Genomic DNA, 18,529 nt, shown 5'->3' on the forward strand with positions numbered 1-18,529 from the left:
TCTGCATCTAACATTTGAAAAGGGACCCAGGTAGAGCAATTGAAAAGGGACCCACCCCATGGGTAAGTTCAACCGGATATCGTTGATTAGAAAGAACGACATCAACGATTCCACAAAATGCTACACATGGAGGAAAAAACATCCATTATTCTGTCTCATCGCCGCGAGGGGCTGAGCATCCGCGAGATAGCGCGCCGCAACGGCATGAGCCGCAAGACCGTGCGCAAGTATCTGCGCGAGTTCGAGAGAGAGGCCGGCCCGTCACCGACAGAGCGGGAGGTTGACGATTATCTGCTGACCAGGCCGAAGTATGACAGCAGCGGACGCGTCAGGCGTGTTGTGACCGATGATGTCCGCCGTCGCATCGATGGTTTTATCGCCCGCAACCGGGAGAACGTCGCTGCCGGATTGCACAAGCAGCAGATGCGCAAGCTCGATATGTGGCGACGTCTTCAGGACGATGGCGTGCGTATCGCCTATTCCACAGTATGTCAGTATGTCCGTGCGCTGGAGGCAGCGCCGAAGTCGCAAGAAAAGCCTGCAAAGGCATATATCCGTCAGGACTATGAGCCTGGATTCCGTTGCGAGTTCGACTGGGGCGTGCTTACCCTGTGGATCGGTGGAGTCAGGACTCGCCTTCACATGGCGGTATTCACCCTCGACCACAGCAATATGCGCAAGGCATATCTGTTTTCGCGCGAAGATACCCTGGCTCTTATGGAAGCCCACCGCAACTGCTTCCGGGAGTTGGGGGGCACCCCGCGCGTGATGGCCTATGACAACATGCGTACCGCCGTAAAGAAGTTCCTCGGGCGCGACCGCGAGCACACGGATGCGCTGCTGCGCATGGAGGTACACTACTGTTTCACACCCCATTTCTGCAACCCTCGCTCGGGATGGGAAAAAGGCAAGGTGGAACGTTCGGTGGAATATATCCGGCGTCGTGCATTCTCGTTCGAGGTCCGGTTTGACTCCCTGGATGCCGCGCAGACGCATCTGGCGGCAGTCTGCGACAGGCTCAACACAGAGGCGTCCAACATGTCGGCGGAAGAAAAACGCCTGCGCATACAGGCCGATCTGGCGGCGCTACGTCCGTTGGACCACGGTGACATCGGCTGCTTCGAGCAGCGGCTGTACCGCGTCGGAAAGTATTCAACGATAACCGTTGACGGAGTGCACTACTCTGTGCCCGACCGTCTGGTGGGCTCGCAGGTGGCGGTAAAGCTGTATTCCGAGCGCATCGTGGTGCTTTACGGACGCGACAAGGTGGCCAATCATGCCCGAAGCCGACGCTCCGGCGACTGGGTCATCGACCTGATGCATTATCTGGGTACATTCCTGCGCAAACCGGCCGCTCTGGGGCGGTCTGTGGCTCTGCAACAGGTACATCCGTCGGTGGCGGCGCTTTACCGCGAACACTTCCGCGAGTCTCCGCGAAGCTTCATAGAACTGCTTGTGTTCACCCGCGACAACAATCTGGCATACACTGACATCGTCCGTGCCGCCACAAGTCTTTCGTCCCGCGGGCTCCAGCGCCTCTCATCTGAACAGATACAGGCTCAGATGATCTCGGCGGAAGGACATATGCAGTCAACCGCCGATATCGCGGCAACGAACGTTCCCGACCCGCAACAGGCTGAAATAGAAAGTTCGGCAAGCCATACCCTTGACATGCTTTCATCATTTATGGAATATACCCGCGCATCGCAGGCAGACTGAATACCCCCCCAAAAAACAACCAATACACTGAATGACAATGACAGACATACATGAAACAGACCGTGACGGACTTCGGGAGCTCATTCGCTCATGCGCTTTCGACCTTAAACTCCCGCTTGTGCGGCGCGACATCGACCTGCTTATACAGCAGAGCGCCGACGAACAATCGAACCTATGGCGGTTTACAGCCGAACTGCCCCGGCGCGAAAAAGAGAACCGCTCTGAAAACCAGCGCCGTCACCGCATCAAAAACGCAGGGTTCCCGCAACTTCGCTATCTTAACGAAATCGACACCGACGCTCTGCCCGCCGATGCCCGGAAAGCGCTCCCGACACTCGAGACACTCGACTTCATCAAAAACGGACGCAACCTCATTCTATACGGCAATCCCGGAACAGGCAAGACTCATCTGGCGACAGCTCTCGGTATCGCCGCATGTAATGCCGGACACTCGGTGCTGTTCACATCCGTGCCAAGACTGCTCACGCAGATACGCGAGTGCCGCAACGCTTTGACACTCCGGTCGCTGGAAAACAAGTTCGAGAGATACGACATGGTCATCTGTGATGAGTTCGGATACGTCTCCTGCGACAAGGCCGGCGCAGAGATGCTCTTTAACCATCTCTCCCTCCGCACCGACAAGAAGACGACCGTCGTCACAACCAATCTCGCCTTCAACCGCTGGAACGAGATTATTGACGACAAAGTACTGGTCACCGCAATGGTAGACCGCCTGACCCACAAGGCTATACTGCTTAACATGACAGGCAAATCATACCGCATGAAAGAAACTCAGGAAATGATGACTCAACAAATATAATTATCTTTGCATCCCCATCCCGGGTGGTCCCCTTTTCAAATGCTATCCGGGTCCCTTTTCAAATGTTAGATACACACTATCGAGTATGACGACATTCTCAATGCCGACGGTTTCGACTCCGACATACTCAGGCACCTGCCTTACTCATATACTCCCCACATCTACAAATAATACCGATAATACCGAATCATTATGAAGAAGATTATTCTCGCCATGATATGCGCCGTCGCCTCCCTCGGAGCCTCGGCGCAGGACAGCAAGCTCACCGTAAACGCCGGATTCCTCTTCCCCTCGACGCTCAACTCCACCGTCGGCTACGAGCGTTCATTCACCTACGGCAATGCCGTGGAGATATATGGTGAAATCGGCAATCACTGGAAATCCGGCCCCGATCAATTCTGGAAAGGATATTACTGGGACGGCGGCCTGATCTACAAGCACCGTCTGCACCGTTACAAAAACGGCAGCTTCCGTGTCCGCTTCGGCCCGCAGTTCGGAGCGGTGGAGCGCAGGTTTTTCATCGGCATTGAGGGCGGTTTTGAATATAACTATGTGTTCCAAAACGGGTGCGAGTTCTCAATCATACAGAAAAACAATGTGAATTTCCTGCATGGCGACACATTCCGGAACGGCCTCATGCTCGGATTCAAGATGCCGTTATAACCGGATTATCCGAATAGCTCCGAGTGGGAGCCAAGACGCACAAGGTCTATCTGGTCAGTGTCGGGGTCAAACCATATAAGGAGGAAGTCACTCTCTATATGACATTCCATATAACCCTTGTAATCACCGGTCAGCATGTGTGGGTTGTGCTTTTCCGGAATCGGCTCCTCGTTTGCGAGCCTGTTCAGGATCTCTTTAAGCTCCATGACCTTCTTAGGGTTGTTTCTGAACCGCTTGTAGTCCTTCTTATATTGAGAGGACGCTTTCAGCTTTTTCATAGCCCCATGGATTTCTCCATTGCTTCGATGGAAGTCAGGTCAAGGGCGGGCTCATCACGCAACGCTCCGCTCTCGGCCTCCTTCATCGCGGCGAGAGTCGTGGCATTAGGCTCGTGATAGGCGGCGTCAAGCAACAGCGTTTCGACATAATTGTTAAGGCTGCGGTTCTGACGCTTTGCAATCCGCTTCAGCCGCTCGATCAGGTCAACGGAAAGACGGAAACTCTGATTCTTCTTTTCAATAGCTATATCCATATCGGTAATCTTTTATACTGCAAAGTTAATGCTTTTATATTACAATAACAACATCTTTAGAACATAAGTTGTATGGCTTTTGAGGAAACAAAGGAACAGCAGCAGATGTATAACTACTTCCGTAGCTGCATCTACATCTTCCTGATAATCGAGATTGTGATGAATCTGCCGATAACGGCGGACAACCGTGTGACGCAGTTCATCCTCGACCTGCTCGGACGCTTCAAGGTGTTCAGTTCCGTGGCAGGGTGTAAGGTAGCGGAGCTGATATGTATATGCGTCGTGTGCATCGGCACCAAGGCTAAGAAGGCTTTGAAGTTCAATCTCAGGACTATGGTGATATATCCGGTGCTGGCCGGGCTTACGCTTGTCGCACTGTGCTTCATCTTCCATGCCGGAGAATGGGGCTTGTCGATATTCGGCTTCCCGGCAAACCGCATAGTGTATGCCTTCTGCTCGGTTGTCGGCACCATGCTTGTGCATCAGGGGCTTGACGGAATCGCCAAATACTATAACCACAAGGTCGGCGAGGACAGGTTCAATTTCGAGAACGAATCGTTCCAACAGTCTGAGAAGATTGCGGAAACTCCATATTCGGTGAATATCCCTATGATATACTATTACAAGCGGCGGATGCACAACGGTTGGATCAACATTATCAACCCGTTTCGTGGCACGATAGTGTTAGGCACTCCCGGCTCCGGCAAGTCTTTCGGAATCATAGACCCTTTCATACGGCAACACTCCCGGAAAGGTTTTGCGATGATGGTATATGATTACAAGTGGCCCACATTGGCAAAGACGCTTTTCTACCAATACTGCAAGAACCGGCACTACGGCCATCTGCCCGCAAACTGCGGATTCCGTCAGGTAAACTTTACCAACGTGGAGTATTCAAACCGCATAAATCCTATTCAGCGCAAGTATATACCCGACCTTGCTGCGGCTTCTGAAACGGCGGCGACGCTGCTTGCCTCGCTAAACAAGGGAGGCGGCGAGAAGAAGGGCGGCTCGGAGGCGTTCTTCACCAATTCGGCGGAGAACTTTCTTGCGGCCATCATATATTTCTTCGTAAATTTCCATCCGACGGGGTTTCTTAAAGGGAAGAAGCTCAGACGATTTATCTCATATGAGGGGAAGAGGCTGGAACTTGTGATACGCAATTGGGACGACTATAACGCCATAGATGAAAACGGAGCGGTGGTGCTTGACTTCGTGGACAGCAACGGCAACGACGTATCGACCGACGAGGACAGGATGTTTGTTGACCTTAACGGATTCTCCTATATAGACCGCCTCGGCAAGCTGATACTGATTGACCGCTGCTGGTACGAGGACGAGGCCGGCAACGAGGTGGCGCCGGACACCGTGACCGGGGAGTTTTCCGATATGCCCCATGTGCTTTCGTTCCTCGGACGCAAGTATTCGGAGGTGTTCGACATTCTGATGATGGATGACAAGATAGCCTCGCTGATGGCACCCTTCAAATCGGCATACGAGAACAAGGCCAACGACCAGTTGGAAGGCATGGTGGGCACGTTGCGCGTCAACGCCGCAAGGCTTGTGTCGCCGGAAGCCTACTGGGTGTTCACCGGTGACGATTTCGACCTGAAGATTTCAGACCCGACGAATCCGAGCTATCTCGTGATTGCCAACGACCCGGAGAAGGAGCAGGTCATAGGCTCGCTCAACGCCCTTGTGCTTAACCGTCTTATTACCCGTGTCAATTCCAAGGGGAATATCCCGGTGAGCATTATCGTTGACGAGCTGCCGACCCTGTATTTCCACAAGATAGACCGACTAATCGGTACGGCGCGAAGCAACAAGGTCGCCGTGACTTTAGGATTTCAGGAGCTTCCGCAACTTGAGGCCGACTACGGCAAGGTGGGTATGCAGAAAATCATCACAACCTGCGGCAACATCTTCATGGGCGCGGCACGAAACAAGGAAACTCTCGAATGGGCGCAGAATGACGTGTTCGGAAAGGCGAAGCAGACATCAACCTCCATAACCATCAACGACTCCAAGGTATCTACATCAATCTCCGAAAAGATGGACTATCTCGTTCCGGCGGCAAAGATAGCTGACATGGCGACGGGCTGGCTCGCGGGTCAGGCGGCGCGTGACTTCACGGCTACAGACAAGAGCATGATGTCGCATTTCGACATCGAGCAGTCGGAGGAGTTCAAGACCACAAAATATTTCTGCAAGACCAACTTCGATATGGCACGGATAAAGGAGGAGGAATCCCACTATGTGGAGCTTCCCAAAATATATACATTCGCCAACGAGCGCGAGAAGGAGATTATGCTAAACCGCAATTTCAAGCGCGTGAACCTGGAGGTCGAGGACATGGTGAAGGAACTTCTCGGAATGCAATAATATATAATGCCATTATCAATGAATAACACCGCCTCATTCAGCATACCCCTCTCCCTCCGGGCAAGCGGAAGCGCATTGAAGATTATCGCGATTCTCTCGATGGTGACCGACCACTGCGCTTATTTTCTGATGGAGCCGGACGCGCCGTTTTACGGCGTGCTCCGCTCTTTCGGGCGTATCGCGTTTCCGGTGTTCGCTTTCCTTGTGGCGGAGGGCTTCGCCCACAGCCGCGATAGAATGAGATATTTCCTTATCCTGGCATTTGCCGGGATGGTAAGCGAAATTCCGTGGCTTATGCTCAACGGGGCCGACGGCACGCATAACGTGATGTTCACGCTCGCCCTGGGCGTGGCGGCTCTTGCGGTGTTCGACCGGCTTTGCGAACACGGGCCGCTGTCATTCGTCGGGGTGTCAGGCGTGGCCGCTCTCGCATGGTGGCTCGGCACGGATTATGACTGGCGGGGTGTGTTGATGATTTTTCTTTTCTACATCCTCCGGCACGGCACCATGCGCCCGTGGCTGGAGCGTTCATCGACGCATTTCCCCTCGCAGGCCCTCTTGCAGATTATCTTCACATTCCCCCTTATGGCCCACTACGGCATAGCCGGAGCGGTTCTTGCCTCCGCTGTCATCTTCCTATATGACGGTACAAGGGGCTTCATAAGGGGCAACGCCGCCAAATACGCCTTCTACTCAGTCTATCCTGCTCATCTGCTGCTCATTGCGGCTCTGATATAAAGAGCGAGGTCGTGCAGCGAAATGCACGACCTCTTTTTTCCCTTTTATAGTGTTGGCAATGAGCCTTAAAGTCATTACCGGCACTTTTATAGAAAAGGTACGAGCCCAACCCATGGAGCTGGACTCGATTTAATCTTTTTTATAGTGCAGTTGGACGCAACTGGGCTTTCCAAGTACACTTTCTGTCTGCAAAGATAGGCTTTTCTATTGTAATGAACAAATATCCTGAGTGATTTGTCGGTTTTTAACAATTATTATGCTGTCAGCTATTCTGAATCTCAGATTTCTCCTCTATCTCGGGTATTATGATACCGGTCTTATCCTCTATAAGTGGTCTTAAAGAAGGTGCTTTAGCATACAGCAGCTCTGTCACCCTGTATATATCATCCCACATATCTTTTACCCTGTTGACTGAAATTTTCTTTAGCAGATAATCGACTACAGCCATGGCCTCACGGAATGTGTGCCGGTTAATACCTTGGAAATTTCCGGCCTTGCCTCTTCGGATACCTGTAAACAGATTCAGGTCAAACAATGTTTTACCATGAGCGCAGGCATTACGAACCTCCCTTATGGCTGACAGGTAACTTTTGAATGTGGCTGTTGCAGGCTCTCCGAAACGATTGCTTACCAATTTCTTGTCTTTATTCAATATCAGGCTGTCATATAGAATCTCAATATTGCCGAGAGTCATATACTCCATGGTTTTCCATGCAGGAGCATACTGGCCGAGATATATTTTGTGGTGTCTTTTAATTACATCGTTCCTTTTTATGGAATTGTAGGCAGCTGTTGGGAAGTTTGCGATAAAGTCCGGTTTTACTACCGAGGGACATACGAACCACGTTGGATCGCCGCTGTATTTTGTGGACAGCTCGTATATGAATACAGTGCGGATTGCCACCTCAATCCTTGACAGATATTTATGGAGTATATTTCTTAAATCCAAATCAAAATAATACAGGGCGACCGCATCCTCAATCCGTGTGCCCAGTATTACATTGTGGCTTCGTCCGGAGTCCAGACGTGGATAAGTTTTCTCAAAAGGATACAGATAGAACCCCAGCCGATAGTATCCGATGTCCGCCAGATACTCCCTTGCCTTGGCCTCATCGGAGATTACCACACCATGCCTACGGAGTATTGTAATTTGCTCCTCATAGGTCGTGGCCCTTTTATTATATGGTATTTTTCTTCTTGCCATTTATTATTGTTAAATCAGCTACAAAATTAAGCAATTATTCTGACATTTTGGGTATCCGGGAGGACCTAAATATAAGGATTCAAGGCCTGTATGTGCTATTCCGTGCTAAATCTGTCGGAGTACCCGGATAACGGCGCGGATGTATCCCGGATTCTCGGCATAGCCGATGTTTTTCAGCCACAGCAGATAGTTTCCGCCCTTATAGCGGTACTGCACTTTGGTATAGTAGGCTTTGACGCTCTCCGTCCAATGGGAGAACTCGTAGTATTCGCCCGTCCTCGGATTGGTAAGCCCGAAAAGGTTATGCTTGTTTCGGCAGACTGACGACTTGAACCATCCGGTTTCAAGAATCGCCTGGGCCAGCACTATCTTCGGAAACTTGATTCCGTTCCTCCTTATCTCTTCAACGAGATTCGGAATCGTCAGCTCAGGCAAATTACGGTTATGCCCGCTATCCGTCCGGGATTTGCTCACTGTGCCAGAATTGCGGAATACCGAGTTGTTATCATTTATTTGATTACTGTCAGATTTGCATTCTTGCAGAGGCTTGATATTGGTAATTATTTCTTTTTCAATGACTTTATCCGTCTTGACAAGATTGTGACCCACAATGGGGCAATCCTTGGTGATGGTATGGAACTGGGCTATAGACGAAAAGGGAACCGCAATCATGGCGGCAAGTGTCAGAATTGTATCTAACATTTGAAAAGGGACCCGGATAGCATTTGAAAAGGGGACCACCCGGGATGGGGATGCAAAGATAATTATATTTGTTGAGTCATCATTTCCTGAGTTTCTTTCATGCGGTATGATTTGCCTGTCATGTTAAGCAGTATAGCCTTGTGGGTCAGGCGGTCTACCATTGCGGTGACCAGTACTTTGTCGTCAATAATCTCGTTCCAGCGGTTGAAGGCGAGATTGGTTGTGACGACGGTCGTCTTCTTGTCGGTGCGGAGGGAGAGATGGTTAAAGAGCATCTCTGCGCCGGCCTTGTCGCAGGAGACGTATCCGAACTCATCACAGATGACCATGTCGTATCTCTCGAACTTGTTTTCCAGCGACCGGAGTGTCAAAGCGTTGCGGCACTCGCGTATCTGCGTGAGCAGTCTTGGCACGGATGTGAACAGCACCGAGTGTCCGGCATTACATGCGGCGATACCGAGAGCTGTCGCCAGATGAGTCTTGCCTGTTCCGGGATTGCCGTATAGAATGAGGTTGCGTCCGTTTTTGATGAAGTCGAGTGTCTCGAGTGTCGGGAGCGCTTTCCGGGCATCGGCGGGCAGAGCGTCGGTGTCGATTTCGTTAAGATAGCGAAGTTGCGGGAACCCTGCGTTTTTGATGCGGTGACGGCGCTGGTTTTCAGAGCGGTTCTCTTTTTCGCGCCGGAGCAGTTCGGCTGTAAACCGCCATAGGTTCCATTGTTCGTCGGCGCTCTGCTGTATAAGCAGGTCGATGTCGCGCCGCACAAGCGGGAGTTTAAGGTCGAAAGCGCATGAGCGAATGAGCTCCCGAAGTCCGTCACGGTCTGTTTCATGTATGTCTGTCATTGTCATTCAGTGTATTGGTTGTTTTTTGGGGGGGTATTCAGTCTGCCTGCGATGCGCGGGTATATTCCATAAATGATGAAAGCATGTCAAGGGTATGGCTTGCCGAACTTTCTATTTCAGCCTGTTGCGGGTCGGGAACGTTCGTTGCCGCGATATCGGCGGTTGACTGCATATGTCCTTCCGCCGAGATCATCTGAGCCTGTATCTGTTCAGATGAGAGGCGCTGGAGCCCGCGGGACGAAAGACTTGTGGCGGCACGGACGATGTCAGTGTATGCCAGATTGTTGTCGCGGGTGAACACAAGCAGTTCTATGAAGCTTCGCGGAGACTCGCGGAAGTGTTCGCGGTAAAGCGCCGCCACCGACGGATGTACCTGTTGCAGAGCCACAGACCGCCCCAGAGCGGCCGGTTTGCGCAGGAATGTACCCAGATAATGCATCAGGTCGATGACCCAGTCGCCGGAGCGTCGGCTTCGGGCATGATTGGCCACCTTGTCGCGTCCGTAAAGCACCACGATGCGCTCGGAATACAGCTTTACCGCCACCTGCGAGCCCACCAGACGGTCGGGCACAGAGTAGTGCACTCCGTCAACGGTTATCGTTGAATACTTTCCGACGCGGTACAGCCGCTGCTCGAAGCAGCCGATGTCACCGTGGTCCAACGGACGTAGCGCCGCCAGATCGGCCTGTATGCGCAGGCGTTTTTCTTCCGCCGACATGTTGGACGCCTCTGTGTTGAGCCTGTCGCAGACTGCCGCCAGATGCGTCTGCGCGGCATCCAGGGAGTCAAACCGGACCTCGAACGAGAATGCACGACGCCGGATATATTCCACCGAACGTTCCACCTTGCCTTTTTCCCATCCCGAGCGAGGGTTGCAGAAATGGGGTGTGAAACAGTAGTGTACCTCCATGCGCAGCAGCGCATCCGTGTGCTCGCGGTCGCGCCCGAGGAACTTCTTTACGGCGGTACGCATGTTGTCATAGGCCATCACGCGCGGGGTGCCCCCCAACTCCCGGAAGCAGTTGCGGTGGGCTTCCATAAGAGCCAGGGTATCTTCGCGCGAAAACAGATATGCCTTGCGCATCTTGCTGTGGTCGAGGGTGAATACCGCCATGTGAAGGCGAGTCCTGACTCCACCGATCCACAGGGTAAGCACGCCCCAGTCGAACTCGCAACGGAATCCAGGCTCATAGTCCTGACGGATATATGCCTTTGCAGGCTTTTCTTGCGACTTCGGCGCTGCCTCCAGCGCACGGACATACTGACATACTGTGGAATAGGCGATACGCACGCCATCGTCCTGAAGACGTCGCCACATATCGAGCTTGCGCATCTGCTGCTTGTGCAATCCGGCAGCGACGTTCTCCCGGTTGCGGGCGATAAAACCATCGATGCGACGGCGGACATCATCGGTCACAACACGCCTGACGCGTCCGCTGCTGTCATACTTCGGCCTGGTCAGCAGATAATCGTCAACCTCCCGCTCTGTCGGTGACGGGCCGGCCTCTCTCTCGAACTCGCGCAGATACTTGCGCACGGTCTTGCGGCTCATGCCGTTGCGGCGCGCTATCTCGCGGATGCTCATCCCCTCGCGGCGATGAGACAGAATAATGGATGTTTTTTCCTCCATGTGTAGCATTTTGTGGAATCGTTGATGTCGTTCTTTCTAATCAACGATATCCGGTTGAACTTACCCATGGGGTGGGTCCCTTTTCAATTGCTCTACCTGGGTCCCTTTTCAAATGTTAGATGCAACGACCTTTGGTTTTCTCTCGACCCGGACGGCTGGGCCTCGGTGATGTCGGGAAAGGCTATCGCCGAAAATCTTGTGTGGGAGTGGAACACCATCAAATACAGATAACGAGAATACAGTTGAAGACAATCAAATTTTTTACATTTCAATATGGATAACGAAACAAAGATTATCGGCCGCTGCCCGGTGTGCGGCGGCAACGTGGTAAAGACCTGCAAGGGCTACCGCTGCGAGAACAATACCGGGGAGGACGGCAAGTGCGGCCTCTTCATCAACGGTGTGATCGGCAACCGCAAGATGTCCGATGACGAGATTGCGAAACTGCTTGAGAAGCGGAGCATATTGCTCGACGGCTTCGCCACCAAGGAGTGGAAGGCTTTTCCAACGGTGCTTGTCATGGGTGACGACGGGGTTATATCAATGGAGTCTATTGTGGCGCGTTGCCCCCGGTGCGGCGGAGAGATCCGTGTCGGAGCAAAGGCGTTCAACTGCTCCAACTACCGTCAGGAGGGGAATCCCTGCGATTTCGTGATATGGCGCAACATAGGCGGCCACCTGATGACGCTCGACGACGTGCGCGAGATATGCGCCGACGGCGTTACATCACGCGAGATAGAGATGTATGGCGAGAACGGCGCGATATACCGCCGCAAGCTCGGCCTATCACCCGACAAGACAAAGGTTATCAAGGTATGAGGCCGGGAACGAAACTCGCAATAATGCTCGCCTCCGGCGCGTTGGTCTGGGGGATTATAGCGATGGCCGTGTGCTGGCGCGAGAAGCCGCAGAAGCGGGCCGTAAGAGTGGCGCAGACCGCCCTCCATGCCTCGGTTGACAATCCTGAATCGGTGAAGGTGATTGCCGTCAGCGATCCGGACAGCGTTTTCGGACGCTGCTACATCGACGACGAGGAAAAGATGGCGATAGCCGTGTCTATGATGAAGGTAAACGAGAGGGTGATGTCGCAGACCGACAACCTCGGCAGCATGGACTTTGACAATCCCGCCCTCCGGGAGCTTGTCGAGAGGCAGATGTCCTCTATGTCGGCCATGCGCTCCCTTATGTCGTTGGAAGGCCCGGACGCTCCCCGAAAGCCGTTCAGCGGCTGGAAGGTCAAGATAGAGTACGAGGCCGTATCGGAAAGCGGCACTCCCTACCGCTCGGAATACTGGTTTATCACCGACCGCGACGCGCAGTGCGTGGTAAGCTCTTTCGAGATACCGTTGCTGTAAACAATATTCATCATTCAACCAACCCGTAAACACGATTATATCAACTCCAAAACAACTAACGCTTATGAAGGATCTTCTTAATCAAATCGAAACTCTCACCACCTCGTTTATGAAGGACGCCTCGTCGCAGCTTGACAAGGGTAACAAGGCGGCGGGGCTTCGCGCCCGTCGCGCCTCCCTGGAGCTGGAGCCGCTGCTAAAGCGGTTCCGCAAACTGTCACTGGCGGCTGCAGCCTCCGGCAAAAGACAAGATTAGCATCAGGATGTTCTGGCAGGGACATTCATTATCCACTCATTATTGCGGCTTCCATTTTACTGCCATTCCAAATAATAGGACAATTTCTTTGCTATCCGGGAATCTCTGTGCGCGAGCATGGGGATTCTCTCTTCTGTCGGCCCGTGGCTCTCGCGCCCGTGTATTTTTCGTTACAAAGTTACGGCTGGCGGTGACGGCGGCAAGCGACCGCCTTCGGCTTGCCTGCGTGAAAAAATCCGGCAGCCTTCCGCGATTTGTGCCAAATCGGGTATTCCGTATTTTTTCGCTTGCCACGCTTGCCTTGCGCCCCCTGTGCCCTCCGTCCTGATTGTATCGAAAAAATCACCCGGACGCGAGAAGCCGCAAGGCTTCAGACAAAAGGGAAAAAACAAACATTTCTCAAACATCTAAAACCCTTTTAATTATGGAAGCAGCAAACCATACCAACGCCAACAACGCAGTAAACGTGACCACAATCGCCCTCTCGCTCATTCAGCCGAGTGGCTTCAACCCCCGAAAGAGTTTCGACGAGCAGGCTCTTACCGAACTTGCCGATTCTATCCGTCAGCACGGGGTGATACAGCCTGTAGGGTTGCGCCCCATACCCGGCACCGACCGATACGAGATAGTGTTCGGCGAAAGGCGTTACCGCGCCTCGCTCATAGCCGAGCAGACGGGAATCCCGGCAGAGATATATGACAACCTTTCCGACAAGGAGGCGGAGGAAATGGCGATTACCGAGAATCTGCAACGGCAGGACATCGCCCCTATGGAGGAAGCCTCGGCTTTCCGTCGCCTCATAGAGAGCGGACGCTACGACGCGCAGTCACTCGCCGTGCAGGTAGGCAAGAGCGTGGCCTATATCCGCACCCGAATGAAACTTACGACCCTCATACCCGAAATAGCCTCATTGCTTGACACGGACGACATCACCGTCAGCGTGGCCTCCGAGATATGCCGTTACGGCGAGGACATCCAGCGTGAGGTTTACGAAAAGCACCTCAAAGACGGTCTGCCGTACAATAGTTGGCGTGGCATGAACGCCTCTAAGGTGGCGCAGATGATAGAGCGCGACTTCACAACCGAGCTTTGCCGTTACAGCTTCGACAAATCAGCGTGTGCCTCATGCCCCCACAACACCTGCAATCTGCTCCTTTTCGTGGAAGAGGGCTACGAGGGAAAATGCGCAAAATCCTCATGCCTCAAAGAGAAGCACACCGCATACCTCGCCGAAAAGGCAGTATCCATGCTTGCCGAATACCCCGAAGCCAACCTCTGCCAATACCAATACGACACCAACGAGGCGGTTGCCTCGCGCCTTGCCGAAATGGGCTACGAGATAGAGACCGTAAGCGATTATCCCAAACGCTTCCCGACCGAACCCGACGCACCGCAGAGGGAGGAAGATGATACCGACGAGGAATACGCGGATATGGTGCAGGACTATCAAGAGGAAATGCAGGAGTATTACACTGAACGTGCCGAACTGCTCTCAAAGAGCGAGGCAGGAGAAATAACCCTCTATATATGGGTTGGGCGCAATGACGTGACCCTCGGCTACAAGGCTGTGCCCGTAAAACAGCGCGAGGACGGCAGTGCCTCCACCGCGATAATAGCCGACTTGAAGGCAAAGGATATGCGTAACAAGGAGATAGCCGTTGAGCATACAATCGCCGACACAAAGGAGCAAATCAAAAAGGTTGACATCACCGAGGCGAAATTCTCCAACGAGGAAGACAAGATGATATATTTCTTCCTGCTCTCATCGCTTCGCAGGGAGCATTACGAGGCCGTGGGTCTGACCGACCGTGACCCATACAAGGCTCTCGACGACATGGAGAAAATGGCAATCATCGCCAAACTCAACGCCAAGACCAAGGCGATTATCCGCAGGGATTTCCTTATCGCCAATTTCCAAGGCGCATACCGCACCAACGCAATATCCGGCCTCCTTTTCGCTTTCGCCAAGAAGCACATGCCGGACGAGTTCGCGGCAATCGAGAGCCAATACAACGAGATATACGAGAAGCGTCACAAACGCCTTGAAGAGCGCATAGCGCAACTCAGACCTACCGACCTGCCGGAGGCTGAACCCGAGGCTCCCGAAACTGCCGAAACGCCCGAAGCCGACGAGCCGGAGGAAGCCGTGACCGACCCTGCCGAGGAAATTGCGGCTGAACCTGCCGATAAAGCACCCGAAGAAACCACCGAAGAAACCACCGAAGAAGCCGAGGTCATTCAACCCGACCCTGCCGAGGACGCACCGCAGGGAACTGACAACGACACCGAAGAAGCTGCCGCCTAAGCGATAGGCAAATGTTTGAGCAAGCCACCCCAAACCGAATGGTGCGGGGTGGCTTTTGCTCGTACCCGACCAAAAGCCGCCGGTTTTGGAAACCTGTCAGCCAGACTGATTTGGAAAATTGTTTATCAAATAAGCCCCATAGGATATTACATATAATCAGGATGTCGGGGAAGACTGCTACTAATTGACAGATTTCTGTATCTGAAAAACGAGGGAGACTATTTTAATTAGTGAATAACATTCATTGCTGACCAATTTAGTAAAACAAGATAATAGGTTTGTGAATACCTATATTATATATGGACTCAAAACTTGTATGTCAGCATCAAGTGAAACCCAAGCTGCTTGCTCTCTATATGAGGACTTATGGTTGATGTTCCCCCATCTCTTATGGTCAATCCATCATAATTGGTATTTCTGATATACATATCGAATCCTGCCGTGAAATACAACCTTTTCCAAATGTCATAGCTAAATGATGCCTCAAAATGATTGAATGAAGAATTAGAGGAATCACCTTGCACATTGACAGGCTTGCCTTCTGGTGTAGTTGACCAATCAAAATCAGAATCATAGCCATTCCATGTATAAATCTTGTAAAACTGGTTTGCAAGCCTTAACGACAGCCTGTCATTCCAAAGATTAAGATTTGCTCCCGCCTTTATTGAGAATCCTGATCCCCAGTTGTAGTTGCGGTGATAGTCACGATAGAAGTCGGTAAGGATTCCCGCCAAAGCTATACCGTTTAGATGCAGAAAACCGTCAATTCTCATTATCGGCAATGGCTTGTATCTGAACATAACGCCGCCTCCGACCGAAGCCGGGGCACCCAGCTTGTACGGTACGGCGCATGGAAACAGTTTCGAGCTGTTTCTCTCTTCGCGGATTGTGTCAGAGTCAAAAAAGTCAAAATGCTGGTATAGACCAACATTTAGGTTTAAATCTTTTTTATCCACAATCTCCTTTGAAAGAAGTCTGCCGACAATCTCTGCACGACTTAAAAGCGGCTGAGATTTTATTCCCTGTACTTCAAGCAAGAAAGTAAAATAATCGTATGGAGCTTTCGTTGTCTCAGCAAATTTGTCGCCATACTCTATATTTACTTCCGCCGCAACGCCTGCCTTGGTACCCTCGTCATTATCCCACAATGTAAGCAATCGTCCGCCTAACGATAGCTCTACACTGATTGGGGGAATTCCGAAATTGCGTCCGGGAGTATTGCGCTTTTTCCAGGCATCACCGGAAAATATACGGGTAAGTCCCCTCATGGGGTTAACAACGAATGCAGCAAGCTCCCTTCCAAATCTTTCCCCACCCGATGCTCGGTCGTCGATGATAAGGTCGGAAGCCCTGTAAAGCACCTCTCCGATAGCGGCACCGCCCACAGGGGTGGCTATTATATCGTTTGTAGAGGGGTATTCACACTCCATGAACATCTCCCACATGGCACTGCCTCCTATGGCAAACAGTTCCGACTGCCAGAAATTATAGCCGTTGGAACGCCCTGCATTGAAGAAAATTGATCCATTATAGGGATGGTCGAACATATTGGTATGCAGATGGTCGTCATCCCACTCGAAGCCGTGCCGGAAATTCTCTTTGATGGTGCTCCATGATATATAGGCATAGTGCCCGTCAAGCACATAACGGTCGAACGCCCATAAACCGATATTGAAACCGACAGTCTCTCCGGCAGCGCGCCAGAAATGCTTCTTTCGATACCTTGCAACATCAATACTGTCTGGAGGAACCACCTCCGAGACAGTGTGTGAGTCTTGAAACCGGAGTTTGCCCGAAGATATAACAGATAAGGTATCCGCCTTCTCTAATGTGTCGGTGTCAATCTGGGAGTAAGCCGGCAATATTGCAGCATATACTGATATAATTACTAAAAGCAAAAGTCTTTTCATATTGTTCATCTCATCTTATTCAGTTGGAAATGGTCCTACAATCTTCATTACATCAATCTCACTTTCTGCCATAGTATAGCACCCCAATATGCCAACTCCGCCCTCTATGTTAGAGAAAACCTTTACCGGGTCAGCAATGCCGAGGTCAATCATACCACCCTGCAGCCCTTTGTCTCCCGTCTGGTTTATCAGAACGCTTACAAGATAGTCATAATATGCCTTGGAGATTGCATAAAGTCTGAATCCACGCTTCATCTGTGTTTTTCTCCATTCATTAGACCCTTTTACCATCTGCACTATTTCCTTGACTACAATGGTGTGTTCTTTACCATCAATCCCTTTGTCAGAAAAAGGAAGCCCGTATGGTGAATATGGCTCCCATCCTGGAAGTGTGGAATGGATTTGGCTGGCAAGCTGCTGAAATACAAGCTCATGGGCAAAGTCTCGTTCTCCCATCCTGATGTCCTTGCCTCGCTCCACCGCGTCCCATTGCAGAAAATAATAATTGTCTTCATCCGGACGGTCTGTAAACGTAATGCCATACGTGAATATAAAGTCTGAGTTGGTATAGATACTTACCGGACCCTGCCGCTCTACCGAGACTCCTTCTATGCTGGCCGCATCCGGCATAATGTCGGATGCGGAGACGAAGGTCTCTGAGTATTCGGTGCTGATAGTAACCCTGTCACCAGACTGTATTTTTATATCCGATATATATAGATTTCTTGTTTTATCATATTCCATGATTCCTCTTCCAACTTCGTTTACCTTAACCAATATGTTAAGGTCTTTCACGTATGTCCTGTCGTTATGGATGTCGGAAAAGAAATAGGTCTTTGTCGCCGACACCTGCAGTGAAGAATCCGGACATACCAAAGAATTGATGGTAAGGATATTCTCGCCGTCCTTGTCGCGGTATTCGTCAAGATCCACCTCGTGATAGCACGAGATAAGCATGACCGGGAACAAGGCTGAAAGCAGATATTGTTTGTTTCGCATTTTTTAGAATGAATATGTATAGGAGACTGATGGAATTATAGGAATGAAGCTCAACGTCTTGAACGCTCTGTGCCAGTTATCTTTGTTGGCGGAGTCAATAATGTTGTTCTCATTGTCTTTCTTGATAGTTATGGCATTCATCCGACAATAGGCATTGTAGAGACTGAAATTCCAAACCCCGGAACGTCCGTTCTTATATGTCTTGTAGATGCTCATGCCGAGGTCAAGCCTGTGGTATGCCGGAAGACGCACATTGTTTCTCGATGAATAATAGTCTATTCCGTCAACTTCGTTGCCGTATCCCGGAGGACCTACTGTAGGCGCGTCGGGGAACTGGCTCCCAGGTATGTCATAGTTATACTGCATCTAACATTTGAAAAGGGACCCAGGTAGAGCAATTGAAAAGGGACCCACCCCATGGGTAAGTTCAACCGGATATCGTTGATTAGAAAGAACGACATCAACGATT

18 protein-coding genes and 1 pseudogene are annotated in these 18,529 nt (G+C 51.4%); 10 read left to right on the forward strand and 9 right to left on the reverse strand.

Annotated features, from left to right (window positions below; all coding sequences use genetic code 11):
* Positions 1–126: 126 nt before the first annotated feature.
* From istA (ADH68_RS00005) to ADH68_RS00015, 4 genes and pseudogenes are all read left to right on the forward strand, one after another.
* The gene (istA, locus tag ADH68_RS00005) at positions 127–1,719 is read left to right on the forward strand and encodes an IS21 family transposase (RefSeq protein WP_088294748.1); all 1,593 of its coding nucleotides are present in this window, start codon (positions 127–129) and stop codon (positions 1,717–1,719) included.
* A 37-nt stretch (positions 1,720–1,756) separates the two neighbouring features.
* Entirely contained in the window at positions 1,757–2,539 is a 783-nt protein-coding gene (gene istB, locus ADH68_RS00010; protein ID WP_088294836.1) for an IS21-like element helper ATPase IstB, read from the forward strand.
* A 75-nt stretch (positions 2,540–2,614) separates the two neighbouring features.
* A pseudogene (locus ADH68_RS14240) lies at positions 2,615–2,710 on the forward strand (conjugative transposon protein TraN); the annotation flags it as partial.
* Positions 2,711–2,731: 21 nt separating this feature from the next.
* Positions 2,732–3,202 (forward strand): hypothetical protein, encoded by a 471-nt coding sequence (locus ADH68_RS00015; RefSeq protein WP_068960323.1) that lies wholly within the window; start codon positions 2,732–2,734, stop codon positions 3,200–3,202.
* A gap of 5 nt (positions 3,203–3,207) precedes the next feature.
* Here the strand turns inward: ADH68_RS00015 and ADH68_RS00020 are convergent, their stop codons facing one another.
* Both ADH68_RS00020 and ADH68_RS00025 read right to left on the reverse strand, forming a co-directional pair.
* On the reverse strand, positions 3,208–3,480 hold the full coding sequence (locus ADH68_RS00020) for a type II toxin-antitoxin system YafQ family toxin (RefSeq protein WP_068960322.1): 273 nt from the start codon (positions 3,478–3,480) through the stop codon (positions 3,208–3,210).
* The gene (locus ADH68_RS00025) at positions 3,477–3,734 is read right to left on the reverse strand and encodes a hypothetical protein (protein ID WP_068960321.1); all 258 of its coding nucleotides are present in this window, start codon (positions 3,732–3,734) and stop codon (positions 3,477–3,479) included. Before ADH68_RS00025 ends, ADH68_RS00020 begins: the two co-directional genes overlap by 4 nt.
* Before the next feature lie 72 nt (positions 3,735–3,806).
* On the opposite strand from ADH68_RS00025, the gene ADH68_RS00030 reads away from it, so the two are divergent.
* Both ADH68_RS00030 and ADH68_RS00035 read left to right on the forward strand, forming a co-directional pair.
* Positions 3,807–6,116 (forward strand): type IV secretory system conjugative DNA transfer family protein, encoded by a 2,310-nt coding sequence (locus tag ADH68_RS00030; RefSeq protein WP_068960320.1) that lies wholly within the window; start codon positions 3,807–3,809, stop codon positions 6,114–6,116.
* Between the two features lie 18 nt (positions 6,117–6,134).
* On the forward strand, positions 6,135–6,854 hold the full coding sequence (locus ADH68_RS00035; protein ID WP_068960319.1) for a TraX family protein: 720 nt from the start codon (positions 6,135–6,137) through the stop codon (positions 6,852–6,854).
* Positions 6,855–7,116: 262 nt separating this feature from the next.
* Here ADH68_RS00035 and ADH68_RS00040 read toward each other — a convergent pair whose 3' ends face one another.
* The 4 genes from ADH68_RS00040 to istA (ADH68_RS00055) form a co-directional block, all read right to left on the reverse strand.
* On the reverse strand, positions 7,117–8,058 hold the full coding sequence (locus tag ADH68_RS00040; protein WP_068960318.1) for an Abi family protein: 942 nt from the start codon (positions 8,056–8,058) through the stop codon (positions 7,117–7,119).
* 105 nt (positions 8,059–8,163) lie between these two features.
* Positions 8,164–8,760 carry a glucosaminidase domain-containing protein gene (locus ADH68_RS00045; protein WP_068960317.1) on the reverse strand — a complete coding sequence of 199 codons (597 nt, stop codon included), beginning with the start codon at positions 8,758–8,760 and terminating at the stop codon, positions 8,164–8,166.
* A gap of 62 nt (positions 8,761–8,822) precedes the next feature.
* A complete protein-coding gene (istB, locus tag ADH68_RS00050; protein WP_068961956.1) occupies positions 8,823–9,605 on the reverse strand; it encodes an IS21-like element helper ATPase IstB in 783 nt (260 codons plus the stop codon).
* Positions 9,606–9,642: 37 nt separating this feature from the next.
* Positions 9,643–11,244 carry an IS21 family transposase gene (gene istA, locus ADH68_RS00055; RefSeq protein WP_235606682.1) on the reverse strand — a complete coding sequence of 534 codons (1,602 nt, stop codon included), beginning with the start codon at positions 11,242–11,244 and terminating at the stop codon, positions 9,643–9,645.
* 264 nt (positions 11,245–11,508) lie between these two features.
* Between istA (ADH68_RS00055) and ADH68_RS00065 the strand changes: the two genes are divergently transcribed.
* From ADH68_RS00065 to ADH68_RS00080, 4 genes are all read left to right on the forward strand, one after another.
* The gene (locus ADH68_RS00065; protein ID WP_068960315.1) at positions 11,509–12,054 is read left to right on the forward strand and encodes a topoisomerase C-terminal repeat-containing protein; all 546 of its coding nucleotides are present in this window, start codon (positions 11,509–11,511) and stop codon (positions 12,052–12,054) included.
* The gene (locus ADH68_RS00070) at positions 12,051–12,590 is read left to right on the forward strand and encodes a hypothetical protein (protein ID WP_068960314.1); all 540 of its coding nucleotides are present in this window, start codon (positions 12,051–12,053) and stop codon (positions 12,588–12,590) included. The genes ADH68_RS00065 and ADH68_RS00070 overlap by 4 nt, the downstream gene beginning before the upstream one ends.
* Before the next feature lie 64 nt (positions 12,591–12,654).
* Positions 12,655–12,846, forward strand: a complete 192-nt coding sequence (locus ADH68_RS00075; protein WP_068960313.1) for a histone H1 — start codon at positions 12,655–12,657, stop codon at positions 12,844–12,846.
* Positions 12,847–13,270: 424 nt separating this feature from the next.
* Positions 13,271–15,151: a ParB/RepB/Spo0J family partition protein gene (locus ADH68_RS00080; RefSeq protein ID WP_068960312.1), complete on the forward strand. Its 1,881-nt coding sequence runs from the start codon at positions 13,271–13,273 to the stop codon at positions 15,149–15,151.
* 305 nt (positions 15,152–15,456) lie between these two features.
* Here ADH68_RS00080 and ADH68_RS00085 read toward each other — a convergent pair whose 3' ends face one another.
* From ADH68_RS00085 to ADH68_RS00095, 3 genes are read right to left on the reverse strand one after another with little or no spacing between them, the layout of a single operon-like run.
* The gene (locus ADH68_RS00085; protein ID WP_157755851.1) at positions 15,457–17,061 is read right to left on the reverse strand and encodes a DUF3943 domain-containing protein; all 1,605 of its coding nucleotides are present in this window, start codon (positions 17,059–17,061) and stop codon (positions 15,457–15,459) included.
* 15 nt (positions 17,062–17,076) lie between these two features.
* Positions 17,077–18,060, reverse strand: a complete 984-nt coding sequence (locus ADH68_RS00090; protein WP_068960310.1) for a DUF4249 domain-containing protein — start codon at positions 18,058–18,060, stop codon at positions 17,077–17,079.
* 3 nt (positions 18,061–18,063) lie between these two features.
* Positions 18,064–18,426: a hypothetical protein gene (locus tag ADH68_RS00095; protein ID WP_068960309.1), complete on the reverse strand. Its 363-nt coding sequence runs from the start codon at positions 18,424–18,426 to the stop codon at positions 18,064–18,066.
* Between the last annotated feature and the right edge of the window lie 103 nt (positions 18,427–18,529).

It is taken from the genome of Muribaculum intestinale (genome assembly GCF_002201515.1).
Classification (GTDB): domain Bacteria; phylum Bacteroidota; class Bacteroidia; order Bacteroidales; family Muribaculaceae; genus Muribaculum; species Muribaculum intestinale.

Coding starts and splice junctions, on each gene's coding strand:
- istA (WP_088294748.1), top strand. CDS start 127: ATGGAGGAAAAAACATCCATTATTCTGTCTCATCGCCGCGAGGGGCTG.
- istB (WP_088294836.1), top strand. CDS start 1,757: ATGACAGACATACATGAAACAGACCGTGACGGACTTCGGGAGCTCATT.
- ADH68_RS00015 (WP_068960323.1), top strand. CDS start 2,732: ATGAAGAAGATTATTCTCGCCATGATATGCGCCGTCGCCTCCCTCGGA.
- ADH68_RS00020 (WP_068960322.1), bottom strand. CDS start 3,480: ATGAAAAAGCTGAAAGCGTCCTCTCAATATAAGAAGGACTACAAGCGG.
- ADH68_RS00025 (WP_068960321.1), bottom strand. CDS start 3,734: ATGGATATAGCTATTGAAAAGAAGAATCAGAGTTTCCGTCTTTCCGTT.
- ADH68_RS00030 (WP_068960320.1), top strand. CDS start 3,807: ATGGCTTTTGAGGAAACAAAGGAACAGCAGCAGATGTATAACTACTTC.
- ADH68_RS00035 (WP_068960319.1), top strand. CDS start 6,135: ATGAATAACACCGCCTCATTCAGCATACCCCTCTCCCTCCGGGCAAGC.
- ADH68_RS00040 (WP_068960318.1), bottom strand. CDS start 8,058: ATGGCAAGAAGAAAAATACCATATAATAAAAGGGCCACGACCTATGAG.
- ADH68_RS00045 (WP_068960317.1), bottom strand. CDS start 8,760: ATGTTAGATACAATTCTGACACTTGCCGCCATGATTGCGGTTCCCTTT.
- istB (WP_068961956.1), bottom strand. CDS start 9,605: ATGACAGACATACATGAAACAGACCGTGACGGACTTCGGGAGCTCATT.
- istA (WP_235606682.1), bottom strand. CDS start 11,244: ATGCTACACATGGAGGAAAAAACATCCATTATTCTGTCTCATCGCCGC.
- ADH68_RS00065 (WP_068960315.1), top strand. CDS start 11,509: ATGGATAACGAAACAAAGATTATCGGCCGCTGCCCGGTGTGCGGCGGC.
- ADH68_RS00070 (WP_068960314.1), top strand. CDS start 12,051: ATGAGGCCGGGAACGAAACTCGCAATAATGCTCGCCTCCGGCGCGTTG.
- ADH68_RS00075 (WP_068960313.1), top strand. CDS start 12,655: ATGAAGGATCTTCTTAATCAAATCGAAACTCTCACCACCTCGTTTATG.
- ADH68_RS00080 (WP_068960312.1), top strand. CDS start 13,271: ATGGAAGCAGCAAACCATACCAACGCCAACAACGCAGTAAACGTGACC.
- ADH68_RS00085 (WP_157755851.1), bottom strand. CDS start 17,061: ATGAAAAGACTTTTGCTTTTAGTAATTATATCAGTATATGCTGCAATA.
- ADH68_RS00090 (WP_068960310.1), bottom strand. CDS start 18,060: ATGCGAAACAAACAATATCTGCTTTCAGCCTTGTTCCCGGTCATGCTT.
- ADH68_RS00095 (WP_068960309.1), bottom strand. CDS start 18,426: ATGCAGTATAACTATGACATACCTGGGAGCCAGTTCCCCGACGCGCCT.